Raw genomic sequence first — 19,015 nt, forward strand, 5'->3', positions numbered from 1 at the left:
AGGTGTATTGCTTTATGAGTATCTTAATCAAGAAATCCATAAAAAGTAGCGCTTACCTCAGATTCATTTTTCATAAACTCATTCGAAAATGCGGGCCTGATGTATTTTGTTGGAATTTCCTATAAGCCCTATAAACTACGGGTATGAGAATTTCATTTTCTTACCGTTCCGCCTTATTGATACTCCTTTTAGGTGTATTTACCTACCTTTATGGTTTGGATAGCCGATTTGCGCCAAAAAACGGTGATGAGTATCCCTATATGCATATTGTGCGCATGACGGCGGACTCGGCCCAATGGCTGCCACTGCAGTCTGAAATGGATGGCATTAAAAACACTAAGCCGCCACTGATATTTTGGCAGGGTATTGCTAGTACGCATTGGGCAAGCGAATGGAGTTTGGCAAATTTGCGTTGGCCTAGTGTTTTATATACCGCACTAACGGCATTTTTCTTATTTTTAGCAGTCCGACGTTTCAGTGGCAAAACGCAAACTGGAATATTGGCATCATTAGTATGGCTCTCCTTTTTTGCAACCTATCGCTACGGTCGACCATTCTTAGCGGACCCCCCAGAAGTATTTTGGGTATCGCTACCATTTATGGCGATTTTGTATTGGGGTAAAAGTGCATTTGAATCTAAATTCTTTTTCCCATTGATGGCGGGGGTGTGTTTTGGTCTTGCGCTATTTGCAAAATCTTTTGCCTACATCGTTCCTGCTAATTTTGCTTTGGGGCTCTATTTCTGGCGCTGGCGGCAGTGGAGTATTCCTCAGGTACTCATCCGCGACCTATATAAGTTGATCCTGATTACTGTACTTGCCCTCGGCGTATTTGCCTTGTGGTTTGCCATGGACCCATATCCAGAAGCTGTTTGGAGCGAATTTGTACTGGGCGAGAATGCCGGTAAGTTTGCCGCTCGTCAGTCTAGTTATTTTATGGATTTGCTGCGCGGTGGAGATAGCATTTGGCTTTTAATTTTGACGACGATTGCTAATGCAGGCTTATTTAGCTTTGTATTGATATCAAGTTTGATGCAATGCTGGCGTACACGTCGCTTTCTGAATTTAGAAGAGGTGCTATTACTGCTTTTGATAGCAGCGTTCTTTATTGTGTTCAGCTTACCTAGTCAGCGTTCAGGTCGTTATCTTTTGCCAGTGATGCCAGCCTTTGCGGCGCTGATTGCCTTATATTGGGATAAGTTGCCTTTATGGGGCTTCCGCATTGCCTTGCTCTTGCAATTACTGGTGTTATCGCTCTTGCTATGGATTGGTATCAATCTTCAGTTCTCACAATTTATGGGTGATGCTGGCGCATGGACTTACTCCTATTATCATTGGATTCTCATGGCGGCAGGAATATTGCTGGTCTTGCTTGGCTTGCTGAATCGGCGTTTCACTAAAACCATTTCTTTGGCAGCCTGCTTTTTGGTTTATTGCGGGTTGACTAGTAGTCTTGCTCCATTAGAAGGGCGCTTAGGGCGCTACTCGGTAGAAACGATTGCTCGGTTGGCAGGCAGGGATGTTTGGATTCCTTGTGACTATCGAGCCAAGGATGAGGAGTATCGATTGTTGCTACCAGGTGCAAAGCTGCATGGCTATTTAGCGAAAGATGCTAGTGATGTCGCAACTCTGACATCCGCCTACCCTCTAGTTGCGGTGCACACTTCTTTGGGTACTCAGCCTGCACTATGTGATTCTTGTCAGATTGTTGGACAAAGAATGGAGATGAGGGCCCGTCACTCTAATGAAGAAATTCAGGAAATGTTGATGGGGCATATTGGTAAATATTTATTTGTTAATGAATACCTGATTTTTACACCGGTGGCGACCCCAGATTTATCCAACTTAAAGGATGTTTGTAGATGAGTCGTGTCATTGCTCTTTGTTTTTTGTTGCTTGCTGCAGTGATTGGCTTTCTGCATATTGATAGTCGCCCAGTGTGGGCGCCATTTGCTGCTGCTTCCTTTCAGGCAGACGAAGCGCTTGACGAGCCTGCGTTAACGAAGACAAAAGACTCCATCAAGGATAGCGTGTCTCCGCCTCAATCAAATTGGTTGCCAGATACTGGCGCTGCCTCAGTCCATGCTGCATCCATGATTGCCCTCAAGGATGGTGCAGTAAGAGCATTTTGGTTTGCCGGTAGTCGCGAAGGTGCTGCTGATGTTTCGATCTTCAGCTCTGTATTCGACCCCAAGTCTTCGAGCTGGAGTGCACCCATTGTTGTGATGGATCGCATTAGTGCGGAGAAGGGGCTTTCACGTTATATCGCTAAGTTAGGCAATCCTGTGCCAGCCAGATTGGCTGATGGACGTCTGCAATTGTTCTTCGTCACCGTCTCTATTGGCGGTTGGGCGGGTAGTTCAATTTCTGCAATGACTTCGGATGATGAAGGTTTGACATGGAGTAAGCCGCAACGCCTCATCAGCTCCCCGTTACTGAATTTAAGCACTCTCGTGAAATCCCCTAATGTGATGTTCACCGATGGTCTACTAGGCTTGCCTGCCTATCATGAGTGGATAGGGCGTTTTGGCGAGTTCTTAAGGTTGGATGCAGGGCAGGTAATTGATAAGCGTCGTATGAGTTCTGGGCGCGGTGCGATTCAGCCACTCGTATTTGTAAATGACGCGCAATATGCCAGTGCATATTTCCGGCAAACACGGAGCTCTGGGTTACCAAAGAAAATCCCGGTTAGTCATACAGAAAATGCGGGTCAAACATGGCAGCAGGCAGAAGATTTGGATATTGCCAATCCCAATTCTGCAGTTGCTGGGCTTGTTCTCAAAAGCGGCGCTCGCATTTTGGTTTTAAACAATATTGAAAATGGGCGCTATCGTTTGGTCTTATTGATGAGCGATGTTAAATCTGAGCAATGGCAAACCGTTGAGGTATTGGAGGACGATGAGGCTTTACCTGAGGCTCAACGTAAAGAGTTCTCTTATCCTTACTTGATCACGGTTAATGGTGATGATGCTCATCTGGTGTATACCTGGGATCGCAAGAAGATTCGTCATCGTTATTTCTCAGGCGCATGGTTGAAGCAGGCCTTCAGTAAAGCGCAGTCGCTCGACGACGTTGCATCAAGCCCGGAGGCTCAATAATGAATCAGCTTATGCAAATCACAGCCCCGATTGAATTATCTATTTCTTGTGCAGTAGTTGGAGTTTGGATCTTACAAAAGTTTTCTCCAAGCGCTATTCCATTCGTCATCAAAGTATTTTTAGTTCTTCTAATGGGAAACATTCTGTTTTGGCCATTAGGTATGAATTTACCGTTAGTTGCCTATGTGCGTGGCTTGACTGGTGATCTGAGCATCGTGCTGACTTTATTGTTGTGGAGCTCATTGCTGCCCGCCAATAAGCCTGTACCATTTGCTTTCAAATTGTTTGTGGCAATCATCTCTCTATGTTTTTATCCATTTGCCTTGGGTTTGGGCATGATTGACCCTTATGCATGGGGTTATGGATCTATTGCATTCTTAGTTTCGGTTCTATTTTTTGCCGCATTGTGCGGCTTGGCGAATTGGACAAAGGGTGTCTGGATTATTGCTATCGCCATTCTGGCCTGGTCAGTCCATTGGCATGAGTCAGCTAATCTTTGGGATTACTTACTTGATCCATTCTTGGCCATCTGGGCTATATATTCCTGTATTGGCATGATGTATACAAGGAAAAGGGACAAAGCCCGCTCTGGATATTTATTTAGACCGGGTTAGGACTCATCAAACGCAAGGTTGTAAAGTAATATGCATCTAGTGAGTTATTGAATTTATATAGATCAATGCTGAGGCAGATATGAAGCAGACAAGCCAACAAAGTATTTCTGTGTTGAGTAAGAAAGTGAGGTTGCTAACGTTAGTAATGATCACTTTTGGATCCCTTCTCAATGGATGCGTTATGAGCCCTGATACTTATCAATCTAGCGGATATTACCCTCAAGGTTATGTGCAAGGCGGAGGATACGCTGGATCCGGCTACAACGCTGGCCCGCAAACTATTTCTTCAGAGCAATTACAGTCATTGGTCTCGCCAATTGCGCTGTATCCCGATTCTTTGCTGTCGCTGATGCTGCTGGCCTCAACCTACCCGTTAGAGGTAGCAGAAGCTCATAATTGGCGAGCTAGCAATGCTTCATTGGCGGGTGATGATCTGCAAAATGCACTCAAGGCCCAATCTTGGAACGATAGTGTTAAATCTTTAATGTCGTTTCCAAAAGCATTCAATATGATGGGCAATAAATTGCAGTGGACCCAGAATTTAGGTAATGCTTATAAGCTCCAAGCCGCAGATACCATGAAAGCAGTTCAAGCTCTCAGAAAAATGGCTGTTAAGGCCGGTACCCTAAAGACTAATAAGCAAATTACCGTAACAGCTGATGCGGACGGGAACGTCTTGATCAGCCCAGCCAATACAAAAGTAGTTTACATCCCAACCTATAACCCCACAGTTGTTTATGGGCCCTGGCCATATCCAGAGTACCCTCCGTATCCTATCTACAACCCATCTTGGGGTCTGATGACTTTTGGTGCGGGATTTATGATCGGCGATGATTTTTGGACGCAACCCAATTGGAATAATGGCACGATTAATTCTACGAACATCAATGCATCTGGGCGCATACCCTCTCGTGCAATTATCGGACCAGCAAATGTTGCTAACCAGCAGCGCTTGCTGAACGACTGGAAAAATAAAGCTACTCCAGAGGAGAGGCAGGCGGCCAGAATGGATGGTCAGCGCGCTAATAATGCTTTTCAGAAAGATGCAACTCCTGAAGAAAGAAGTCAGGCAGCGCGATTAAATCAAGAAGCGCGCAATGATGCCCAGATGGATAGATCTAATCCCAATATCTATCGCGAGGCCGCTCAAGAAAACGCTTTGCGAGATCAAGCGCGCTTTGATGGTAATCAAGATCGCTCACGTAGCTTTGATGAGGGTGGGCGAGATGGAGGATTTGGCGGCGGCCATATGGGTGGATTTGCCGGTGGTGGTGGCGGACATATGGGCGGATTTGGTGGCGGTGGAGGCGGTGGTGGCCATATGAGTGGCTTTGGCGGTGGGCACATGAGCGGTTTTAGGCGTTAACATTTACTGAGAGAAAAGAATCATGAAAACATTCACAGCAACATTTGTACTTATTGGATCCATCCTTTCCACTGCTCCAAGTGCATTTGCGCAGAAGGATCTCCCAGCGGATGATGCTAGTACTACTGCATTTGTTGAGCTCTGCAAAAATCCTGATGATGATCAAGGTCGCAGTTTTTGTTTTGGCTTTGGCGAAGGAGTCTATCAGGGATACTTGGCGAATCGTCGTCCAGATGCCAAGCCAGCCATTTGCTTTGTAAATAAGAGCGAGACTCGTAATGAGGTCTTGCAAAAGTTCCTGGTATGGACCAAGACAAACCCTCAGTTTAATAAAGAGAAAGCAGCTAAAACTTTAATGCGTTTCTTTGCTGATAATTACCCCTGTAAATAAGAACTCAGCACAATAAAAAAGTCAGCGAGATGAACTGACCCCCAAAAGTTGGACATTATGTCCAACCAAGGGGGTTTTGTTTTATGAGCAAGTACAGCAAGCAGTTCAAGCTAAAGGTAGTTAAAGAGTTTCTAAGGTCAGGCGGTCTTAGGCGGGTAGGTCACCTATTTAAGATTAGCCATTCAGATGTCCGCAAATGGGTCTTGGCCTATCAAGCCCATGGCCATAGTGGGCTTACTCCCAGCTTCCAACGCTACTCCCCAGATTTTAAAGTCCAAGTTCTGCAGCACATGGCTGCGCACCAGATATCAGCAAGGCCAGCTGCCGCCCACTTCGGCATTGGGAGTATGACTACGATTTTGCAGTGGCAAAAACTCTACAATGAAGGCGGTATTACAGCCCTTGCCAATCGACCGAGAGGACGACCGCCGATGTCTCAATTTAATATCAAAGCATTACTCAAAAAGCCGATCTCTGAGCTCACGCCGGCAGAGTTGCGAAGACGCTTAGAGTATGCCGAGGCAGAGAGTGCTTACCTAAAAAAGTTAGAAGCCTTAGCTCAGAGCAAAGCAGTAAAAGAGAGCAAGCCCAAGTAATTACTGAGTTAAGGCTGCATTACCGTTTACTAGATTTACTCCAGATTGCCAAGATGGCGAGAAGCGTCTATTACTACTGGCGGGATGCCAGTGGTAAAGCCGATCCTTATCAGGATGCTAAAGAGCATATCACCCAGATCTTTAATGCCCATCGGGGTCGCTATGGCTATCGGCGAGTGCTACTAGAGCTACGCAATCAACAGCAATACTTAAACCACAAGACTGTACAAAAGCTGATGGGGCAACTAGGACTTAAATCCCTTGTTAGGCCTAAACGCTATCAGTCCTATAAAGGCACTATCGGTAAGGTGGCACCCAATTTACTAGAGCGTAACTTTGCGGCCAGTAAACCCAATCAGAAGTGGGTTACTGATGTGACGGAGTTCAACATCAGGGGTGAGAAGGTATACCTCTCACCGATCTTAGATCTATACAACCAAGAGATCATCTCCTATGAGATTGCCGATCGACCACAGATTAGCTCAGTAATGCAAATGCTCCAAAGCGCATTTAAACAACTGGGACCAAAAGACAAGCCTATGTTGCACTCAGACCAGGGTTGGCAATACCAGATGGGGCTTTATCAACAGGCCCTTCACCAGCAAGGCATTACTCAAAGCATGTCTAGAAAAGGCAATTGCCTAGATAACGCTGTCATGGAGAACTGGTTTGGGATTATGAAGACCGAGTTCTTCTACCAAAAGAAGTTTGAGGATGTTCAGTCATTTAAGGCAAAGCTAGAGGAATACATCCACTACTACAACCATGATCGAATCAAACAAAAACTAAAGGGATTAAGCCCGGTAAATTACCGAACTCAATCCCTCGTGCTAACCTAACTAAACTGTCCAACTACTGGGGGTCAGTTCAAGATGCTGGCTTTTTTATTTCTAAGGTAAGTCCTTAATCAGCATAGGCTCCAGCCTTGCGAATTACAGGACCCCATTTATTAATCTCAGCCTCAAGATGTTCTTGCAAGCCTTTTGGAGTTCTCTTAGCTGGTGGAACAATTTCAATATTGGACTCTGCTAAACGAGCCTTTACTTCAGGGTCATTCAAAGCAACGTTAAGCGCCTTATTGATTTTATTGACAACTGCTGGAGGCGTGCCTTTAGAGACATACATACCGTGCCAAACTTTTACTTCAAAACCTTTCAAGCCTTGTTCATCCAAGGTGGGTATGTTCGGTAAGGCTGGCAGGCGTTTTGGTGTGGTAACACCATAGGCTTTTACTAAACCATCTTTAATATAAGGAACAGTCTGCGTGGTCTGATCGCAGAGTAGGTCAACCTGGCCACCAAGCAAATCGGTTAATGCAGGGCCGGTTCCTTTGTAGGGAACGGTTGTTAATTCCACGCCTTCACGCGACATAAATAAAAGGCCGCACAACTGAGACACCGCACCAGGACCAGCGTTAGCTAGCGTCACTTTATCCTTATTGGCCTTGATGTAGGTCTCTAATTCTTTAAAGTTGTTTGGTGGGAAATTCTTGCGACCCAAAAGCACCATTGGTACATCCACGACTTGGCCGATGTATTCAAAGTCCTTCATCGGGTCAAAGTTCAATTTTTTATACAAAGCCGGCGCAGTAGCCATGCCCATGTGATGAATAAAAATCATGTAGCCATCTGGAGCGGAACGCGCAACTCGGGTGGCTGCAATGGTGCCGCCTGCGCCAACAGTATTCTCAACAATAACGGTTTGACCCAATTCTTTACCCATCGGCACGGCAATCAGACGGGCAACAGCGTCTGTAGGTCCGCCGGCAGCAAAAGGTACAACCAAGGTGATGGGCTTATTTGGATAGGGATCTGCAGCTAACACATTACCTGCAATAAATCCTAGGGTAGTGATTGCATAGAAACCGGCAAATAGTGATTTACGTAATTTCATTTTAGTCTCTAGTAGTAGTTATAAAAATTATATGAGTGCAAAACAACTCTGGGTTATTTTGCCAGTTTTGCAACTCCTTAGACATAGGAAACTCTTAGTGTTTACCAGCAATTGCCAGGGTTCTTTTGGCTAGTAGCACCACGGGTCGATCAATCATACGGCCATCTAGCTTTACAGCGCTGCCCTTGGAGGCCACATCTGCCTCAACGACCCGTTGGGCCCAGGCTAGTTCTTCTTCGGTTGGCGTAAATGCCTTGATGACGATAGCCACTTGTTTTGGGTGAATACAGAGTTTTCCGCCAAAACCCATACGCTTTGCGCGTTCTGAGTCATCGGTAATGCGCTCAATGTCGTCAGTAGATGGTGTAACCCCATCAATAGGAGGGGCAATCTGTGCAAGTCGTGATGCTAAAACGATCTGAAACCGAGCTGTTTGTAATTCGATCTCTTGGCGGTCGCAGACCATGCCCAGATCCGCTTGTAAATCTAAATTACCCAAAGCAAGGCGAATCACTTGGTTGGAGTATGCAATTTCTTTCAGTTTATCCAGGCCAATTGCCGTTTCAATCATGGGAATGATTGCAGTATTGGGGAGTATGAGGGCGGCACCATTAATTTGGTCGAGCGATTCGCTTTTGGGAATCAATAGACAGGCAACTTCAAGTTGTTGCGCGAGAATTAAATCGCCTGAATAAAATTTACTACCAGGTGAGTTTGTACGAATGACTAGACGCTTCTTTTGCTCAGGACTAAAGCTAGGCCATGCAGTGCGAATGGCGTCACGCGCACTCTCTTTGTCTTCCTCCGCAACGGCATCTTCTAAATCTAAGACAACACCGCTAGCACCACTATCGAGGGCTTTGATAAATCGTTCAGGACGAGTGCCCGGTACAAATAGAAAGTTAGTACTAAAGCCTAGTGGTGTATCAAGTGGGTTCATATCAATCTAGAAAATAAGGGAGCGAGTGGTGGGTTTACTTATGCGGATGGCAGTAGAAAGCCTATCTTGGCTTGTTTGCGGATATTCCACAAGAGATCAATTGCTTTACTCATCTCTGTTGGGCTGGCACCCCCGCTAAAAGCAGCTAAGCGCATTGCCTTGTCTGTTATCTCTGCGCGAGATAGGGTATTACCAGGGTCGCCTTTAGGTTCGTCTACGCGACCCTCCAGAATTTGTCCATTGTTCAGATGAACTTTGACTTTGCCAATCCAACGTTGCGGATAAGCACTATCAACCTCTGGATCGAGAATCATCGAGACGCGCTCACGGAAGGTGCAGATTGCATCATCATGAAAGTGCTGATCAAATTCTTGCAGGCCAGCAAATTGGTAATGTGCAACCAAAGCGAGCACAGTTCCCATAGAAAACTTAGACTGATGCACAGTAGCAGGGTCAGTTACCGGGCCTAATACATCAATAGCACCTTGGTGAACCAAGGTTTCTACTTTCGCAATATCGTTAGGCGTTAGTTTGTTTACCAACATGACTTGAAGTAGGGCGTCAGCAGCGGGGTGAGTATGACGACAGGAGGCGTAATACTTAAAGCTTGCTTCTGCTAAAGCCCAGCGAGTACCTAAACGATCAACCAATTTACTGGGGTCACTATCGCTTGACATGCCTGCCGCTAATCCCTGCTTGCCTTCCAGGATATGTTCAGCACCTGTAAAGCCAGCTTGTGCAATATAGGCAGACATTAAGCCAGTGGAGGCCGCATGGGCGGTATGTAGTTGTTTGGAGTCTGCGGCATCACGCAGAAACTCCCAAAGGCCGGCTGATTGAGTCCCCGCAGAGCCAAAGGCATGGAGCATTTGTTCTGAATTGAGTTTGAGTAGGCGACCAACTGCCGCAGCAGCAGCTAATGTGCCGGCCGTTCCGGTGGTATGAAACACTTTGTAATGAGAGCGACCTAAAAATTCCCCAACCCGAATACCTACCTCGTAGCCTGCCACTGCAGCAACCAATAAATCTTCACCAGAAGCGCCAATGGCTTGCGCGTAGGCTAATGCTGGAGGAAATACCACCGTAGCTGGATGAAAGACTGATCCATTGTGGACGTCGTCTTGTTCTGCAACATGTGATGCTGCTGCATTAGCCATTGCCGCTAAAAAGGGGCTAGAGGTTTTGCGAGAAACTAAAACTTCAGAGGGACCAGCGTGTCTTGCATCAAACCCACCCATATTTTGGGCAAACTGAGTAATGAGTTCCACTGGGCGCGAGCCTTTGCCAGCAATAGCTGAACCAAACCAATCAACCAATAGGTCTTCGGCGCGGCTCATGACGTCGCTTGGAATATCTGCAGCTTTTAAATTGGCCGCAAAGCTAGCTAGCTCAAGAGAAAGGTGTTGAGTGGTCATCAGTAAACCTTCATGTGTTTAGGCTAGAACACCGGTTGCTTGCATAGTGAGCCAGCCTTCATGGTCCTCCGCCCAAATGGAAATGGTTTTTCCACTCGGATCTTTTTCTAGATCCGGCTTGGCATTGACTTTAAAGATGTTGATATCAAAAGTAGGGCGTATAGCGCGGAACTCAAAACTTTTAAGCTTGCATCCTAGAATGCTTTGGCGCACTAGATCTACCAATAGTGTCGCAATCAAAGGGCCGTGCACGATTAAACCGGGGTAGCCTTCAACTTCAGTGACATATTTGCGATCATAGTGAATGCGATGGCCATTAAAAGTTAATGCTGAATAACGAAATAGAAGTACGTCATCAGGTGTAATTGTTTTACTCCATTTAGCATCCGTCGGTGCGGCAGTAGGGGCAACAGGTTTATCGTCTGGCCCGGGCGCATCCCGATACACAATGTCATGCTCTTCAATAATCGCTAGACCGTTCTGGTTGGAGATTTTGTGATTGACCAATACGAAAATTAAATCACCGGTGCGACCTGCTTTATGGGTTACTGACTCAATCGTGGAAACGCGTTCAATCTCGTCGCCAACAGCAAGTGGTTTTAACCATTCAATGCGGCTACCTGCCCACATGCGACGAGGTAGTGGAACCGGCGGAAGAAAGCCACCACGTTTTGGATGACCATCAGATCCGATTTCGGATTCGCGGGCGTGGGGCAGAAAATACAACCAGTGCCACAGCTCAGGTAAAAAAGTCCCCTTACTTGGTGCAGCATCATCGCGATCCAAGGTTGCGGATAGTGCGCGCACGGGGGCTGCTGTGACGGTGTCCTGCAGAGACTCTGTTTTACCAAGCCATTCTTGCAGGTGGGTGATAGTTTGAGGTTCGATTCGCATAAGTTCCATTATGCCAATCTTGTGAAAAAACTCACCCTATCAAAATAGAGATGTAGTAGAAGAGTAATCCAGCTAAGGCTGACCCGCCCAATACCGAAAGAACACCCTTTTGAAACTTAAATAAAGCTAAACCAGCTAGAGCGCAGATCAAAATCGAGATCCAAGAGATCGAGCCGCCAAAGCCTCTTGGTAAAAAGACGTGATAAGCAAAGAAGAGGCCTAGATTAGCAATGACACCAACGACTGCCGCTGTGATTGCTGTTAGCGGGGCTGTAAATCCTAGCTTGCCATGTGTTGACTCAATTAACGGACCGCCTACTAAGATAAAAAAGAAGGAGGGTAAAAAAGTAAACCAAGTAGCAACACAAGCACCCAACACCCCAAACCAAAATGGATTGGTATTGCCAATGAGATGTTGGATATGTCCTGCAAGATAGCCAACAAAAGCCACTACCATGATGAGTGGTCCTGGCGTAGCCTCGCCTAGCGCTAAACCATCAATCATTTGGTTGGCGCTGAGCCAATGAAAGTGTTCGACTGCTCCTTGGTATACGTAGGGTAGAACTGCGTACGCACCACCAAAAGTCATCAAGGCGGCTTTGGTAAAGAACCACGCGATATTTGGGTACAAGGTCTTCCAGTCAAAGATGGCTATTAATACACCAATAGGAAGGAGCCAGCAAGTAAATGCGACAAGGCTATGACGGACCGCTTTTGAATAAGTAAATCTGGCGTGTTCGGGAGTAGGAGTGTCGTCATCAATGATGGCGCTACCAAATTGTTTTGCTTCTTTCGTGCTATGCCCACCAGCTTGTTGGAAATATTCTGGATAGCGTTTACCACCCCAATATCCGATTGCTGCTGCAATCAGTACGATGATGGGAAAAGCGAGATTCAGAATAAAGATGGCGAGAAAAGATCCAAGAGCGATCCATTGGAGTGCTTGGTTATGAATTGTGCGTTTACCAATTCGCACGGCAGCGTGCAACACGATTGCAGTCACTGCAGGTTTGATGCCAAAAAAGATGGCGGCAATCCAGGGGACTTGTCCGAAGGTGAGATATACCCACGACAACCCAATCAAAATGAACAGGGAAGGCAGCACAAAGAGCGTACCCGCTAGGATACCGCCCCAGCTGCGGTGCATGAGCCAGCCAATATAGGTCACTAGCTGTTGGGCCTCTGGCCCTGGTAATAGCATGCAGTAGTTCAGCGCATGTAAAAAGCGCCGCTCAGAAATCCAGCGACGCTTTTCAACTAACTCCTGGTGTAGAACGGCAATCTGTCCTGCTGGCCCACCAAAACTGATGAAGCCTAGCTTAGCCCAAAACTTCAGGGCCTCGCGCATTGGAATGCTCAAACTTCATCCATTCCGCCAACCACTTGACTAAAGCCGTTGTCAACGTAAATGATTTCAGCGGTGATGCCATTGGCTAAGTCAGACAATAAGAATGCAGCAGTATTGCCTACATCATCAATCGTCACATTACGGCGCAGTGGAGCAGTTTCCTCAACCGCTTGCAAAATCTTGCCAAAGCCTTTTATGCCAGAAGCGGCCAAAGTTTTAATTGGGCCAGCAGAGATGCCGTTAGCGCGAATGCCTTTAGGACCAACTGAGCCAGCGAGGTAGCGAACGGATGCTTCAAGCGATGCTTTTGCTAAACCCATAGTGTTGTAGTTAGGAACATTCTTCATGGATCCTAAATAAGTCAATGTGAGCAATGAAGATTTATCACGCAACATTGGGAGCGCTTCTTTTGCCATCGCTGGGAAGCTGTAAGCAGAAATGTCGTGAGCAATCTTGAAGCCTTCACGAGAAAGACCTTCCAAGAAATCGCCGGCAATTGCTTCGCGTGGCGCAAAGCCAATCGCGTGTACAAAACCATCAAATTGGGGCCAGGATTTGGCTAAATCCTTAAAAAGGGCGCTGATTTGTTCGTCGCTGCCCACATCGCAGTCAAAAATCAGTTCGGTATTGAATTCTTTTGCAAAATCAACGATGCGGTCCTTAAAGCGCTCACCTACATAGGTAAAGGCTAGTTCAGCACCTTCGCGGTGGCAGGCCTTGGCTATGCCATAGGCAATAGAACGGTTGGAGAGGAGGCCGGTAATGAGGATTTTTTTGCCGGTGAGAAAGCCCATGTTGTGTCCTTTACTTCAAATATGATTAGCTATCTACAATTGTTGCATATATGCCCACCTTAAAGCCCATTCGACAAATTGCCTATTTATTGCTGCTAGCCCTGCTAGCGGGGCTAGGGGCCAATATAGCTCTGGCAGGACAAGGGATTGCACAATACGGCAAGCCTAAATATCCCGATGGATTTGCCCATTTTGATTACGTTAATCCCAATGCTCCCCGCGGTGGAACCCTGGTCTTGCCAAACCCAGGGCAAAGAACGAGCTTTGATAAATTCAACCCATTTACCCTGAGAGGTATCACCGCTCCCGGTATCGAATTGATGTTTGAGTCATTGGCCGAGGGAAGTGCTGATGAGGTCTCCAGTATTTACGGTTTATTAGCAGATGATATTCAGGTAGCCAAAGATCACAAATCGGTCACCTTCCATCTTCGATCTGAGGCAAAATTTTCAGATGGCAGTCCAGTCTTGGCTGCTGATGTTAAATATAGCTTTGATACCTTGATGAGCGGTAAAGCGCATCCGCGTTATAAAACTACCTTTGCGGATATTAAAGAAGCGGTTGTTTTGTCTGATCGATCCATCCGCTTCGACTTTAAGAATGACAATACTGAACTACCTATCCTGGCGGGAACATTCCCAGTGTTCTCGCGGAACTGGGGCAAGCAAGCAGATGGAACGGTGATTCCATTTGAGAGTCTTGCCTTTGAAACGCCAATCGGTAGTGGGCCTTATTTGATTGAATCTTTCAAAGCAGGTAAATCGATTGTTTTTAAAAAGAACCCAAACTATTGGGCTGATCAACTCGGAAAACCGTTAAATATCCGCGTTGGCTTTTATAACTTTGATCGAGTCCTTTATAAGCTTTACAGCGATGATGCTGTTAGGCTGGAAGCCTTTAAAGCGGGGGAGTTTGATGCTCTGGTTGAATATCGCGCCAAGATCTGGGCTAAAGGGTATGTGGGCTCTAAGTTTGATCAAGGTGTTCTCTTAAAGAAAGCATTCCTAAATCATAATGGCGCTGGCATGCAAGGTTTCGCTATGAATGTGCGACGGCCTATTTTTAAAGATGCGCGTGTGCGCGAAGCCTTAGGCTATGCACTTGATTTTGAATGGCTCAATCGCCAAATATTTTTTGATCAGTACAGCCGTATCAATAGTTATTTCACCAACAGTGATTTGAGTGCCAACTTTGATGGCCCTCGCAAACCTACAGAGTCAGAGCTAAAGCTACTCAAGCCCTTAAAAGCAAAATACCCACAGTGGGTTCCGGATGCAGTCTTTGGCCCGATGCCTGCGGCGCCATCAACTAAGTCGCCTGGCAGCCTACGCCAGAATTTGAAGAAAGCCCGTGAACTCCTTCTTCATGCGGGCTGGCAATATCGTGACGGTGCATTGCGCAATGAAAAGGGTGAGCCATTTCGTTTTGAGATAGTTGAAGATGGTGGATTTTTCTTGAGAGTGATTTCTGCTTATGTACGCAACTTAGAAAAGCTGGGAGTGCAAGTAGATATTCGGACCAGCGATTTTGCTTTGCATCAAAAGCGTATGAATGAATACGACTTTGATATGACCACCGTCAGATTTCAGGACTCCCAAAATCCAGGAAATGAACTCTGGGACCGCTTTGGCAGTCAGGCCGCTAAAGAAAAAGGCTCTGATAATGTGATTGGCGTGCAGTCTCCCGTGGTGGATGCTTTGATTGATGAAATTACCAAAGCACAAAATCGGGAACAGCTAAGAACCGCAACGAGAGCTCTAGATAGAGTTCTGTGGAATAGTTACTACGTTGTGCCGCAGTGGTACAACCCAACCCATCGCGTTGCCTTTCGCCACGAGATGCGTTATCCAGAGCCTCCTTTGTATTACTCGGCCGAGGCATGGATCATGCAAAACTGGTGGAAAGAAGAGGCTAAATAATGCAAGGTCAAATGCGCGCCTATATTTTTAAACGTTTGCTTCTAATGATTCCGACAATCTTGGGGGTGCTTACTCTTACCTTTGCAGTAGTGCAATTTGTTCCAGGTGGTCCAGTAGAGCAAATGGTATTGGAGTTAAAAGGGAAGGGCGGTGCTGCAACAGGCGGCTCCGAGTCCTCCGGATCCGGATCAACCTATCGCGGCCGTCAAGGTGTCGATGCACAGCGTCTAGAGGAAGTTAAAGCCTTATACGGTTTCGATAAGCCGCCACTCGAACGCTATTTCATGATGTTGGGCCGCTTTGCCAGATTTGACTTGGGTGAAAGCTACTACCAACACGAAAGCGTTTGGACTTTAGTGGTCTCTAAGTTGCCAGTCTCGATCAGTATTGGACTGTGGACCTTCTTTATTACATATTTAGTTTCCATACCCTTAGGAATAGCTAAAGCAGTACGCGATGGCTCTCGCTTTGATGCCGTCACCAGCAGCATGATCTTGGTGGGTTATGCCATTCCTGGTTTTGTGCTGGGTGTCTTATTGCTGGTGCTGTTTGGTGGAGGCAGTTTCTTACAGTTATTTCCGCTACGAGGCCTTACTTCGGATAATTGGAGTGATCTGAGTTTGTTTGGCAAAGTCATGGATTACTTGTGGCATTTAGTGTTGCCGATTACCGCCTCTGTTTTGGGTAGTTTTGCAGTAGTGACTATGCTGACCAAGAATTCTTTTCTAGAAGAGATTCGTAAACAGTATGTTCTGACTGCACGAGCAAAGGGTCTTACCGAAAAGCAAGTGTTGTGGAAACATGTGTTCCGTAATGCACTCTTGCCTTTAGTAACGGGTTTCCCGGCAGCATTTATCGGCGCATTCTTTACTGGCTCACTGTTGATCGAAACATTATTCTCATTAGACGGGCTCGGTTTGCTTTCATACGAGTCCGTAATGCGTCGTGACTACCCAGTAGTCTTCGGCACTCTGTATTTATTCACCCTGATTGGCTTGTTTACCAAGTTAATCTCCGATCTTTGTTACGTTTATGTAGACCCACGCATTCAGTTTGGTGCAGGAGGCGGCTCATGAGTCGTTGGCAGCGCTTCAAGAATAGTCGCATGGGTTATGCAAGCTTATGGATCTTTATGGTCCTGTTTGGTTTATCGATGTGCGCCGAATTGATTGCGAATGACAAGCCTTTAGTGGTGCGCTATGAAGGCCATTTCTATTTTCCGATTGTGAAGAGTCAGCCAGAAACTGTCTTTGGTGGTGACTTTGCGACTCCAACTGATTTCTTAGATCCCGATATTCGTCAGAACATTACTAGTAATGGAAACTGGGCAATCTACCCGCCGATTCACTATAGCTATGAGACGCTCAATTATTTTTCACAAGTGCCTAATCCAGCACCACCTTCATGGGAGAACTGGTTGGGGACTGATGATCGTGGGCGCGATGTTTTGGCTCGTCTGATCTATGGTTTCCGCTTATCGATTCTTTTTGGTCTTGCACTAACGATTGTTGGCGTGAGTGTGGGCATCATCACTGGATCCTTAATGGGCTTCTTTGGAGGAAAGTTTGACCTAGTCTCTCAGCGCCTCATAGAAATCTGGTCAGCTATGCCAGAGCTGTACTTGCTCATCATTTTTGCCTCGATCTTTAATCCTAGCGTTTCCCTGCTGATTATTTTGTTAGCCGCTTTTGGTTGGATGGGTCTATCAGATTACGTCCGTGCAGAATTTTTCCGCAATCGCGCCCTGGAATATGTGCGTGCAGCAAGAGCATTAGGTTTAACCAATTTACAAATCATGTGGCGTCACATCCTGCCTAATAGCTTGACCCCAGTGATTACCTTTTTGCCATTTCGCATGAGTGCCGCCATTTTGTCCTTAACCAGTTTGGACTTTTTAGGCTTGGGTGTACCCCCGGGCACTCCAAGCTTGGGCGAACTGCTCTCTCAAGGCAAAAGCAATCTCGATGCCTGGTGGATCTCTCTATCAACCTTTGTTGTCTTGGTCGCAACTCTGTTGCTATTAACTTTTATGGGTGAAGCATTGCGTAATGCTTTTGATTCTCGTAAGGCTGGCGTAATGAGCGGAGGTCGCTCATGAGTTTGCTTCGTTATGAAGATCTGTGCATTTCATTTGGAACGGGTCGTCGGGAAAAGTTTGCAGTCAATCATCTTGATTTAGAAATCGGCATTGGTGAGCGTGTGGCATTGGTTGGGGAATCCGGCTCAGGTAAGACGCTGACTGCATTGGCGCCATTACGTTTAGAGCCCGAGGGCGCCAAAGTCTCTGGAAAGATTCTGTGGAATAAAAAAGATGGGAAGGGCACCGTAGATTTGCTCTCGATGTCTATCCAAGATATTCGGGAGATTCGCGGTCGTGAAATTGCGATGGTGTTTCAGGAGCCGATGACGGCCTTGAACCCGCTCTTTACTGTGGGCAATCAAATTATTGAAGCAGTGCAGATCTATCAACCTTTGATATCTAAAGCGGATTCGATTGATGCCGCGATTGATTTGCTTCGTAAGACGGGAATACCTGAGCCTGAGCGCCGCTTTCATTCTTATCCACATCAACTCTCAGGCGGCCAAAGACAACGCGCCATGATTGCGATGGCTTTGGCATGTAAGCCTCGGCTACTGATTGCCGATGAGCCTACGACAGCTTTAGATGTGAGCTTGCGTTTGCAAATCTTGGATTTACTCAAAGAGCTCCAAGAAGAATCTAAAGATCATGGCGGTATGGGCATTCTGTTGATCACCCACGATCTCAATTTGGTGAAGCATTTTGCACAACGTGTCGCTGTGCTCAATCAAGGTAACTTGATGGAGGCTGGGCCAACCAAACAAGTGTTTGAACATCCAGAGGATCCTTATACGCGCACCTTGGTCAATAGTGAGCCGGTACGCGACCTGGCACCTCTGATGCCATTAGCTCCAGTGTTGTTGAAAACAGAGGATCTCTCGGTTGCTTACCCGAGCGAAGAATCAGTCTCTTGGTTTAAAAAAGCGCCATCACATAAAGTGTTGAAAAAAGTCAGCTTTGCATTAAAGCAAGGACAGACCATTGGTGTGATTGGAGAATCTGGCTCTGGCAAAACCACCCTAGGTATGGCTGTGCTCGGTTTGCTAGGTGATTCAATGGCAGAAGTGACTGGCAATGTTGATGTGCTTGGCAGCGATTGGCAAAAACTCATGCCTATGGAGCGACGTGCGATGCGTTCTAGCTTGCAGGTGATCTTTCAAGATCCCTTTGGCTCGCTGTCACCGCGCATGAACGTATTGCAGATTATTTCTGAGGGATTGGATGTGCATTTTCCGAAACTATCTACTGCAGAACGTGAGACACGTGTAGTGGATATGCTTAAAGAGGTGGGTTTAGATCGTTCTGCGCTTCTGCGCTACCCCCATGAATTTTCTGGAGGACAGCGCCAAAGAATTGCGATTGCGCGTGCCTTAATTTTGCGCCCACAAATTTTGGTATTAGATGAGCCCACCTCGGCATTGGATGTCTCTATTCAAAAGCAGGTGCTTGCCTTATTGACCGAGCTGCAAAAAAAGTACAACTTAGCCTATCTCATGATTAGTCACGATCTAGCAGTCATTAGAGCAATGTCTCACGAAGTGATGGTTCTCAAAGGGGGCAAGGTGGTGGAATTTGGTGATACCGAAACCCTCATTAAGCATCCCCGTCAGATCTATACCAGGGAACTATTTGCAGCTGCAGAGTTGACTTAGATGGCGGATCAACCCC

16 protein-coding genes are annotated in these 19,015 nt (G+C 46.5%); 10 read left to right on the forward strand and 6 right to left on the reverse strand.

Features of this window, described 5'->3' with window-relative positions:
- The first annotated feature begins 143 nt into the window (after window positions 1–143).
- From VC182_RS10215 to VC182_RS10240, 6 genes are all read left to right on the forward strand, one after another.
- Window positions 144–1,865, forward strand: coding sequence for an ArnT family glycosyltransferase (locus tag VC182_RS10215; protein WP_323485228.1), 1,722 nt, complete (start codon window positions 144–146; stop codon window positions 1,863–1,865).
- Window positions 1,862–3,097 (forward strand): sialidase family protein, encoded by a 1,236-nt coding sequence (locus VC182_RS10220; RefSeq protein ID WP_323485229.1) that lies wholly within the window; start codon window positions 1,862–1,864, stop codon window positions 3,095–3,097. The genes VC182_RS10215 and VC182_RS10220 overlap by 4 nt, the downstream gene beginning before the upstream one ends.
- On the forward strand, window positions 3,097–3,711 hold the full coding sequence (locus VC182_RS10225; RefSeq protein WP_323485230.1) for a hypothetical protein: 615 nt from the start codon (window positions 3,097–3,099) through the stop codon (window positions 3,709–3,711). Before VC182_RS10220 ends, VC182_RS10225 begins: the two co-directional genes overlap by 1 nt.
- A 181-nt stretch (window positions 3,712–3,892) precedes the next feature.
- Complete coding sequence (locus tag VC182_RS10230; RefSeq protein ID WP_323485231.1) at window positions 3,893–5,077, forward strand: DUF3300 domain-containing protein; 1,185 nt, start codon at window positions 3,893–3,895, stop codon at window positions 5,075–5,077.
- 22 nt (window positions 5,078–5,099) lie between these two features.
- Window positions 5,100–5,468: a Rap1a/Tai family immunity protein gene (locus tag VC182_RS10235; protein WP_323485232.1), complete on the forward strand. Its 369-nt coding sequence runs from the start codon at window positions 5,100–5,102 to the stop codon at window positions 5,466–5,468.
- An 83-nt stretch (window positions 5,469–5,551) separates the two neighbouring features.
- A protein-coding gene (locus tag VC182_RS10240; RefSeq protein ID WP_416350585.1) for an IS3 family transposase occupies window positions 5,552–6,903 on the forward strand; the annotation gives its coding sequence in 2 pieces (ribosomal slippage) (window positions 5,552–6,014 and window positions 6,014–6,903; 1,353 coding nt in all).
- Between the two features lie 64 nt (window positions 6,904–6,967).
- Here VC182_RS10240 and VC182_RS10245 read toward each other — a convergent pair.
- The 6 genes from VC182_RS10245 to fabI form a co-directional block, all read right to left on the reverse strand.
- A complete protein-coding gene (locus VC182_RS10245; RefSeq protein ID WP_072583469.1) occupies window positions 6,968–7,957 on the reverse strand; it encodes a tripartite tricarboxylate transporter substrate binding protein BugD in 990 nt (329 codons plus the stop codon).
- Between the two features lie 94 nt (window positions 7,958–8,051).
- Window positions 8,052–8,897, reverse strand: a complete 846-nt coding sequence (locus VC182_RS10250) for a CoA ester lyase (protein ID WP_323485233.1) — start codon at window positions 8,895–8,897, stop codon at window positions 8,052–8,054.
- A 38-nt stretch (window positions 8,898–8,935) separates the two neighbouring features.
- Complete coding sequence (locus VC182_RS10255) at window positions 8,936–10,312, reverse strand: MmgE/PrpD family protein (RefSeq protein WP_323485234.1); 1,377 nt, start codon at window positions 10,310–10,312, stop codon at window positions 8,936–8,938.
- 18 nt (window positions 10,313–10,330) lie between these two features.
- The gene (locus VC182_RS10260; RefSeq protein WP_072583472.1) at window positions 10,331–11,215 is read right to left on the reverse strand and encodes an FAS1-like dehydratase domain-containing protein; all 885 of its coding nucleotides are present in this window, start codon (window positions 11,213–11,215) and stop codon (window positions 10,331–10,333) included.
- 22 nt (window positions 11,216–11,237) lie between these two features.
- Window positions 11,238–12,554, reverse strand: coding sequence for a chromate efflux transporter (chrA, locus tag VC182_RS10265; RefSeq protein WP_083564276.1), 1,317 nt, complete (start codon window positions 12,552–12,554; stop codon window positions 11,238–11,240).
- A gap of 8 nt (window positions 12,555–12,562) precedes the next feature.
- A complete protein-coding gene (gene fabI / locus VC182_RS10270) occupies window positions 12,563–13,348 on the reverse strand; it encodes an enoyl-ACP reductase FabI (RefSeq protein WP_072583474.1) in 786 nt (261 codons plus the stop codon).
- 50 nt (window positions 13,349–13,398) lie between these two features.
- Between fabI and VC182_RS10275 the strand changes: the two genes are divergently transcribed.
- Genes VC182_RS10275 through VC182_RS10290 form a run of 4 tightly spaced genes read left to right on the forward strand, consistent with a single transcriptional unit; the run spans window position 13,399 to window position 18,999 of the window.
- Window positions 13,399–15,267, forward strand: coding sequence for an extracellular solute-binding protein (locus tag VC182_RS10275; RefSeq protein WP_216243853.1), 1,869 nt, complete (start codon window positions 13,399–13,401; stop codon window positions 15,265–15,267).
- An 11-nt stretch (window positions 15,268–15,278) separates the two neighbouring features.
- On the forward strand, window positions 15,279–16,343 hold the full coding sequence (locus VC182_RS10280; protein WP_192846863.1) for a microcin C ABC transporter permease YejB: 1,065 nt from the start codon (window positions 15,279–15,281) through the stop codon (window positions 16,341–16,343).
- Complete coding sequence (locus tag VC182_RS10285) at window positions 16,340–17,365, forward strand: ABC transporter permease (RefSeq protein WP_072583477.1); 1,026 nt, start codon at window positions 16,340–16,342, stop codon at window positions 17,363–17,365. The genes VC182_RS10280 and VC182_RS10285 overlap by 4 nt, the downstream gene beginning before the upstream one ends.
- Window positions 17,362–18,999: an ABC transporter ATP-binding protein gene (locus VC182_RS10290; protein WP_216243852.1), complete on the forward strand. Its 1,638-nt coding sequence runs from the start codon at window positions 17,362–17,364 to the stop codon at window positions 18,997–18,999. The genes VC182_RS10285 and VC182_RS10290 overlap by 4 nt, the downstream gene beginning before the upstream one ends.
- Window positions 19,000–19,015 lie beyond the last annotated feature (16 nt).

It is taken from the genome of Polynucleobacter sp. AP-Nickl1-40-C4, from assembly GCF_035012665.1.
In the GTDB taxonomy this organism is placed as follows: Bacteria; Pseudomonadota; Gammaproteobacteria; order Burkholderiales; family Burkholderiaceae; genus Polynucleobacter.

What these genes read in the sequence shown, in the direction of transcription:
- VC182_RS10215 (WP_323485228.1), top strand. Translation starts at nt 144, where the DNA reads ATGAGAATTTCATTTTCTTACCGTTCCGCCTTATTGATACTCCTTTTA.
- VC182_RS10220 (WP_323485229.1), top strand. Translation starts at nt 1,862, where the DNA reads ATGAGTCGTGTCATTGCTCTTTGTTTTTTGTTGCTTGCTGCAGTGATT.
- VC182_RS10225 (WP_323485230.1), top strand. Translation starts at nt 3,097, where the DNA reads ATGAATCAGCTTATGCAAATCACAGCCCCGATTGAATTATCTATTTCT.
- VC182_RS10230 (WP_323485231.1), top strand. Translation starts at nt 3,893, where the DNA reads ATGAGCCCTGATACTTATCAATCTAGCGGATATTACCCTCAAGGTTAT.
- VC182_RS10235 (WP_323485232.1), top strand. Translation starts at nt 5,100, where the DNA reads ATGAAAACATTCACAGCAACATTTGTACTTATTGGATCCATCCTTTCC.
- VC182_RS10245 (WP_072583469.1), bottom strand. Translation starts at nt 7,957, where the DNA reads ATGAAATTACGTAAATCACTATTTGCCGGTTTCTATGCAATCACTACC.
- VC182_RS10250 (WP_323485233.1), bottom strand. Translation starts at nt 8,897, where the DNA reads ATGAACCCACTTGATACACCACTAGGCTTTAGTACTAACTTTCTATTT.
- VC182_RS10255 (WP_323485234.1), bottom strand. Translation starts at nt 10,312, where the DNA reads ATGACCACTCAACACCTTTCTCTTGAGCTAGCTAGCTTTGCGGCCAAT.
- VC182_RS10260 (WP_072583472.1), bottom strand. Translation starts at nt 11,215, where the DNA reads ATGGAACTTATGCGAATCGAACCTCAAACTATCACCCACCTGCAAGAA.
- chrA (WP_083564276.1), bottom strand. Translation starts at nt 12,554, where the DNA reads ATGCGCGAGGCCCTGAAGTTTTGGGCTAAGCTAGGCTTCATCAGTTTT.
- fabI (WP_072583474.1), bottom strand. Translation starts at nt 13,348, where the DNA reads ATGGGCTTTCTCACCGGCAAAAAAATCCTCATTACCGGCCTCCTCTCC.
- VC182_RS10275 (WP_216243853.1), top strand. Translation starts at nt 13,399, where the DNA reads ATGCCCACCTTAAAGCCCATTCGACAAATTGCCTATTTATTGCTGCTA.
- VC182_RS10280 (WP_192846863.1), top strand. Translation starts at nt 15,279, where the DNA reads ATGCGCGCCTATATTTTTAAACGTTTGCTTCTAATGATTCCGACAATC.
- VC182_RS10285 (WP_072583477.1), top strand. Translation starts at nt 16,340, where the DNA reads ATGAGTCGTTGGCAGCGCTTCAAGAATAGTCGCATGGGTTATGCAAGC.
- VC182_RS10290 (WP_216243852.1), top strand. Translation starts at nt 17,362, where the DNA reads ATGAGTTTGCTTCGTTATGAAGATCTGTGCATTTCATTTGGAACGGGT.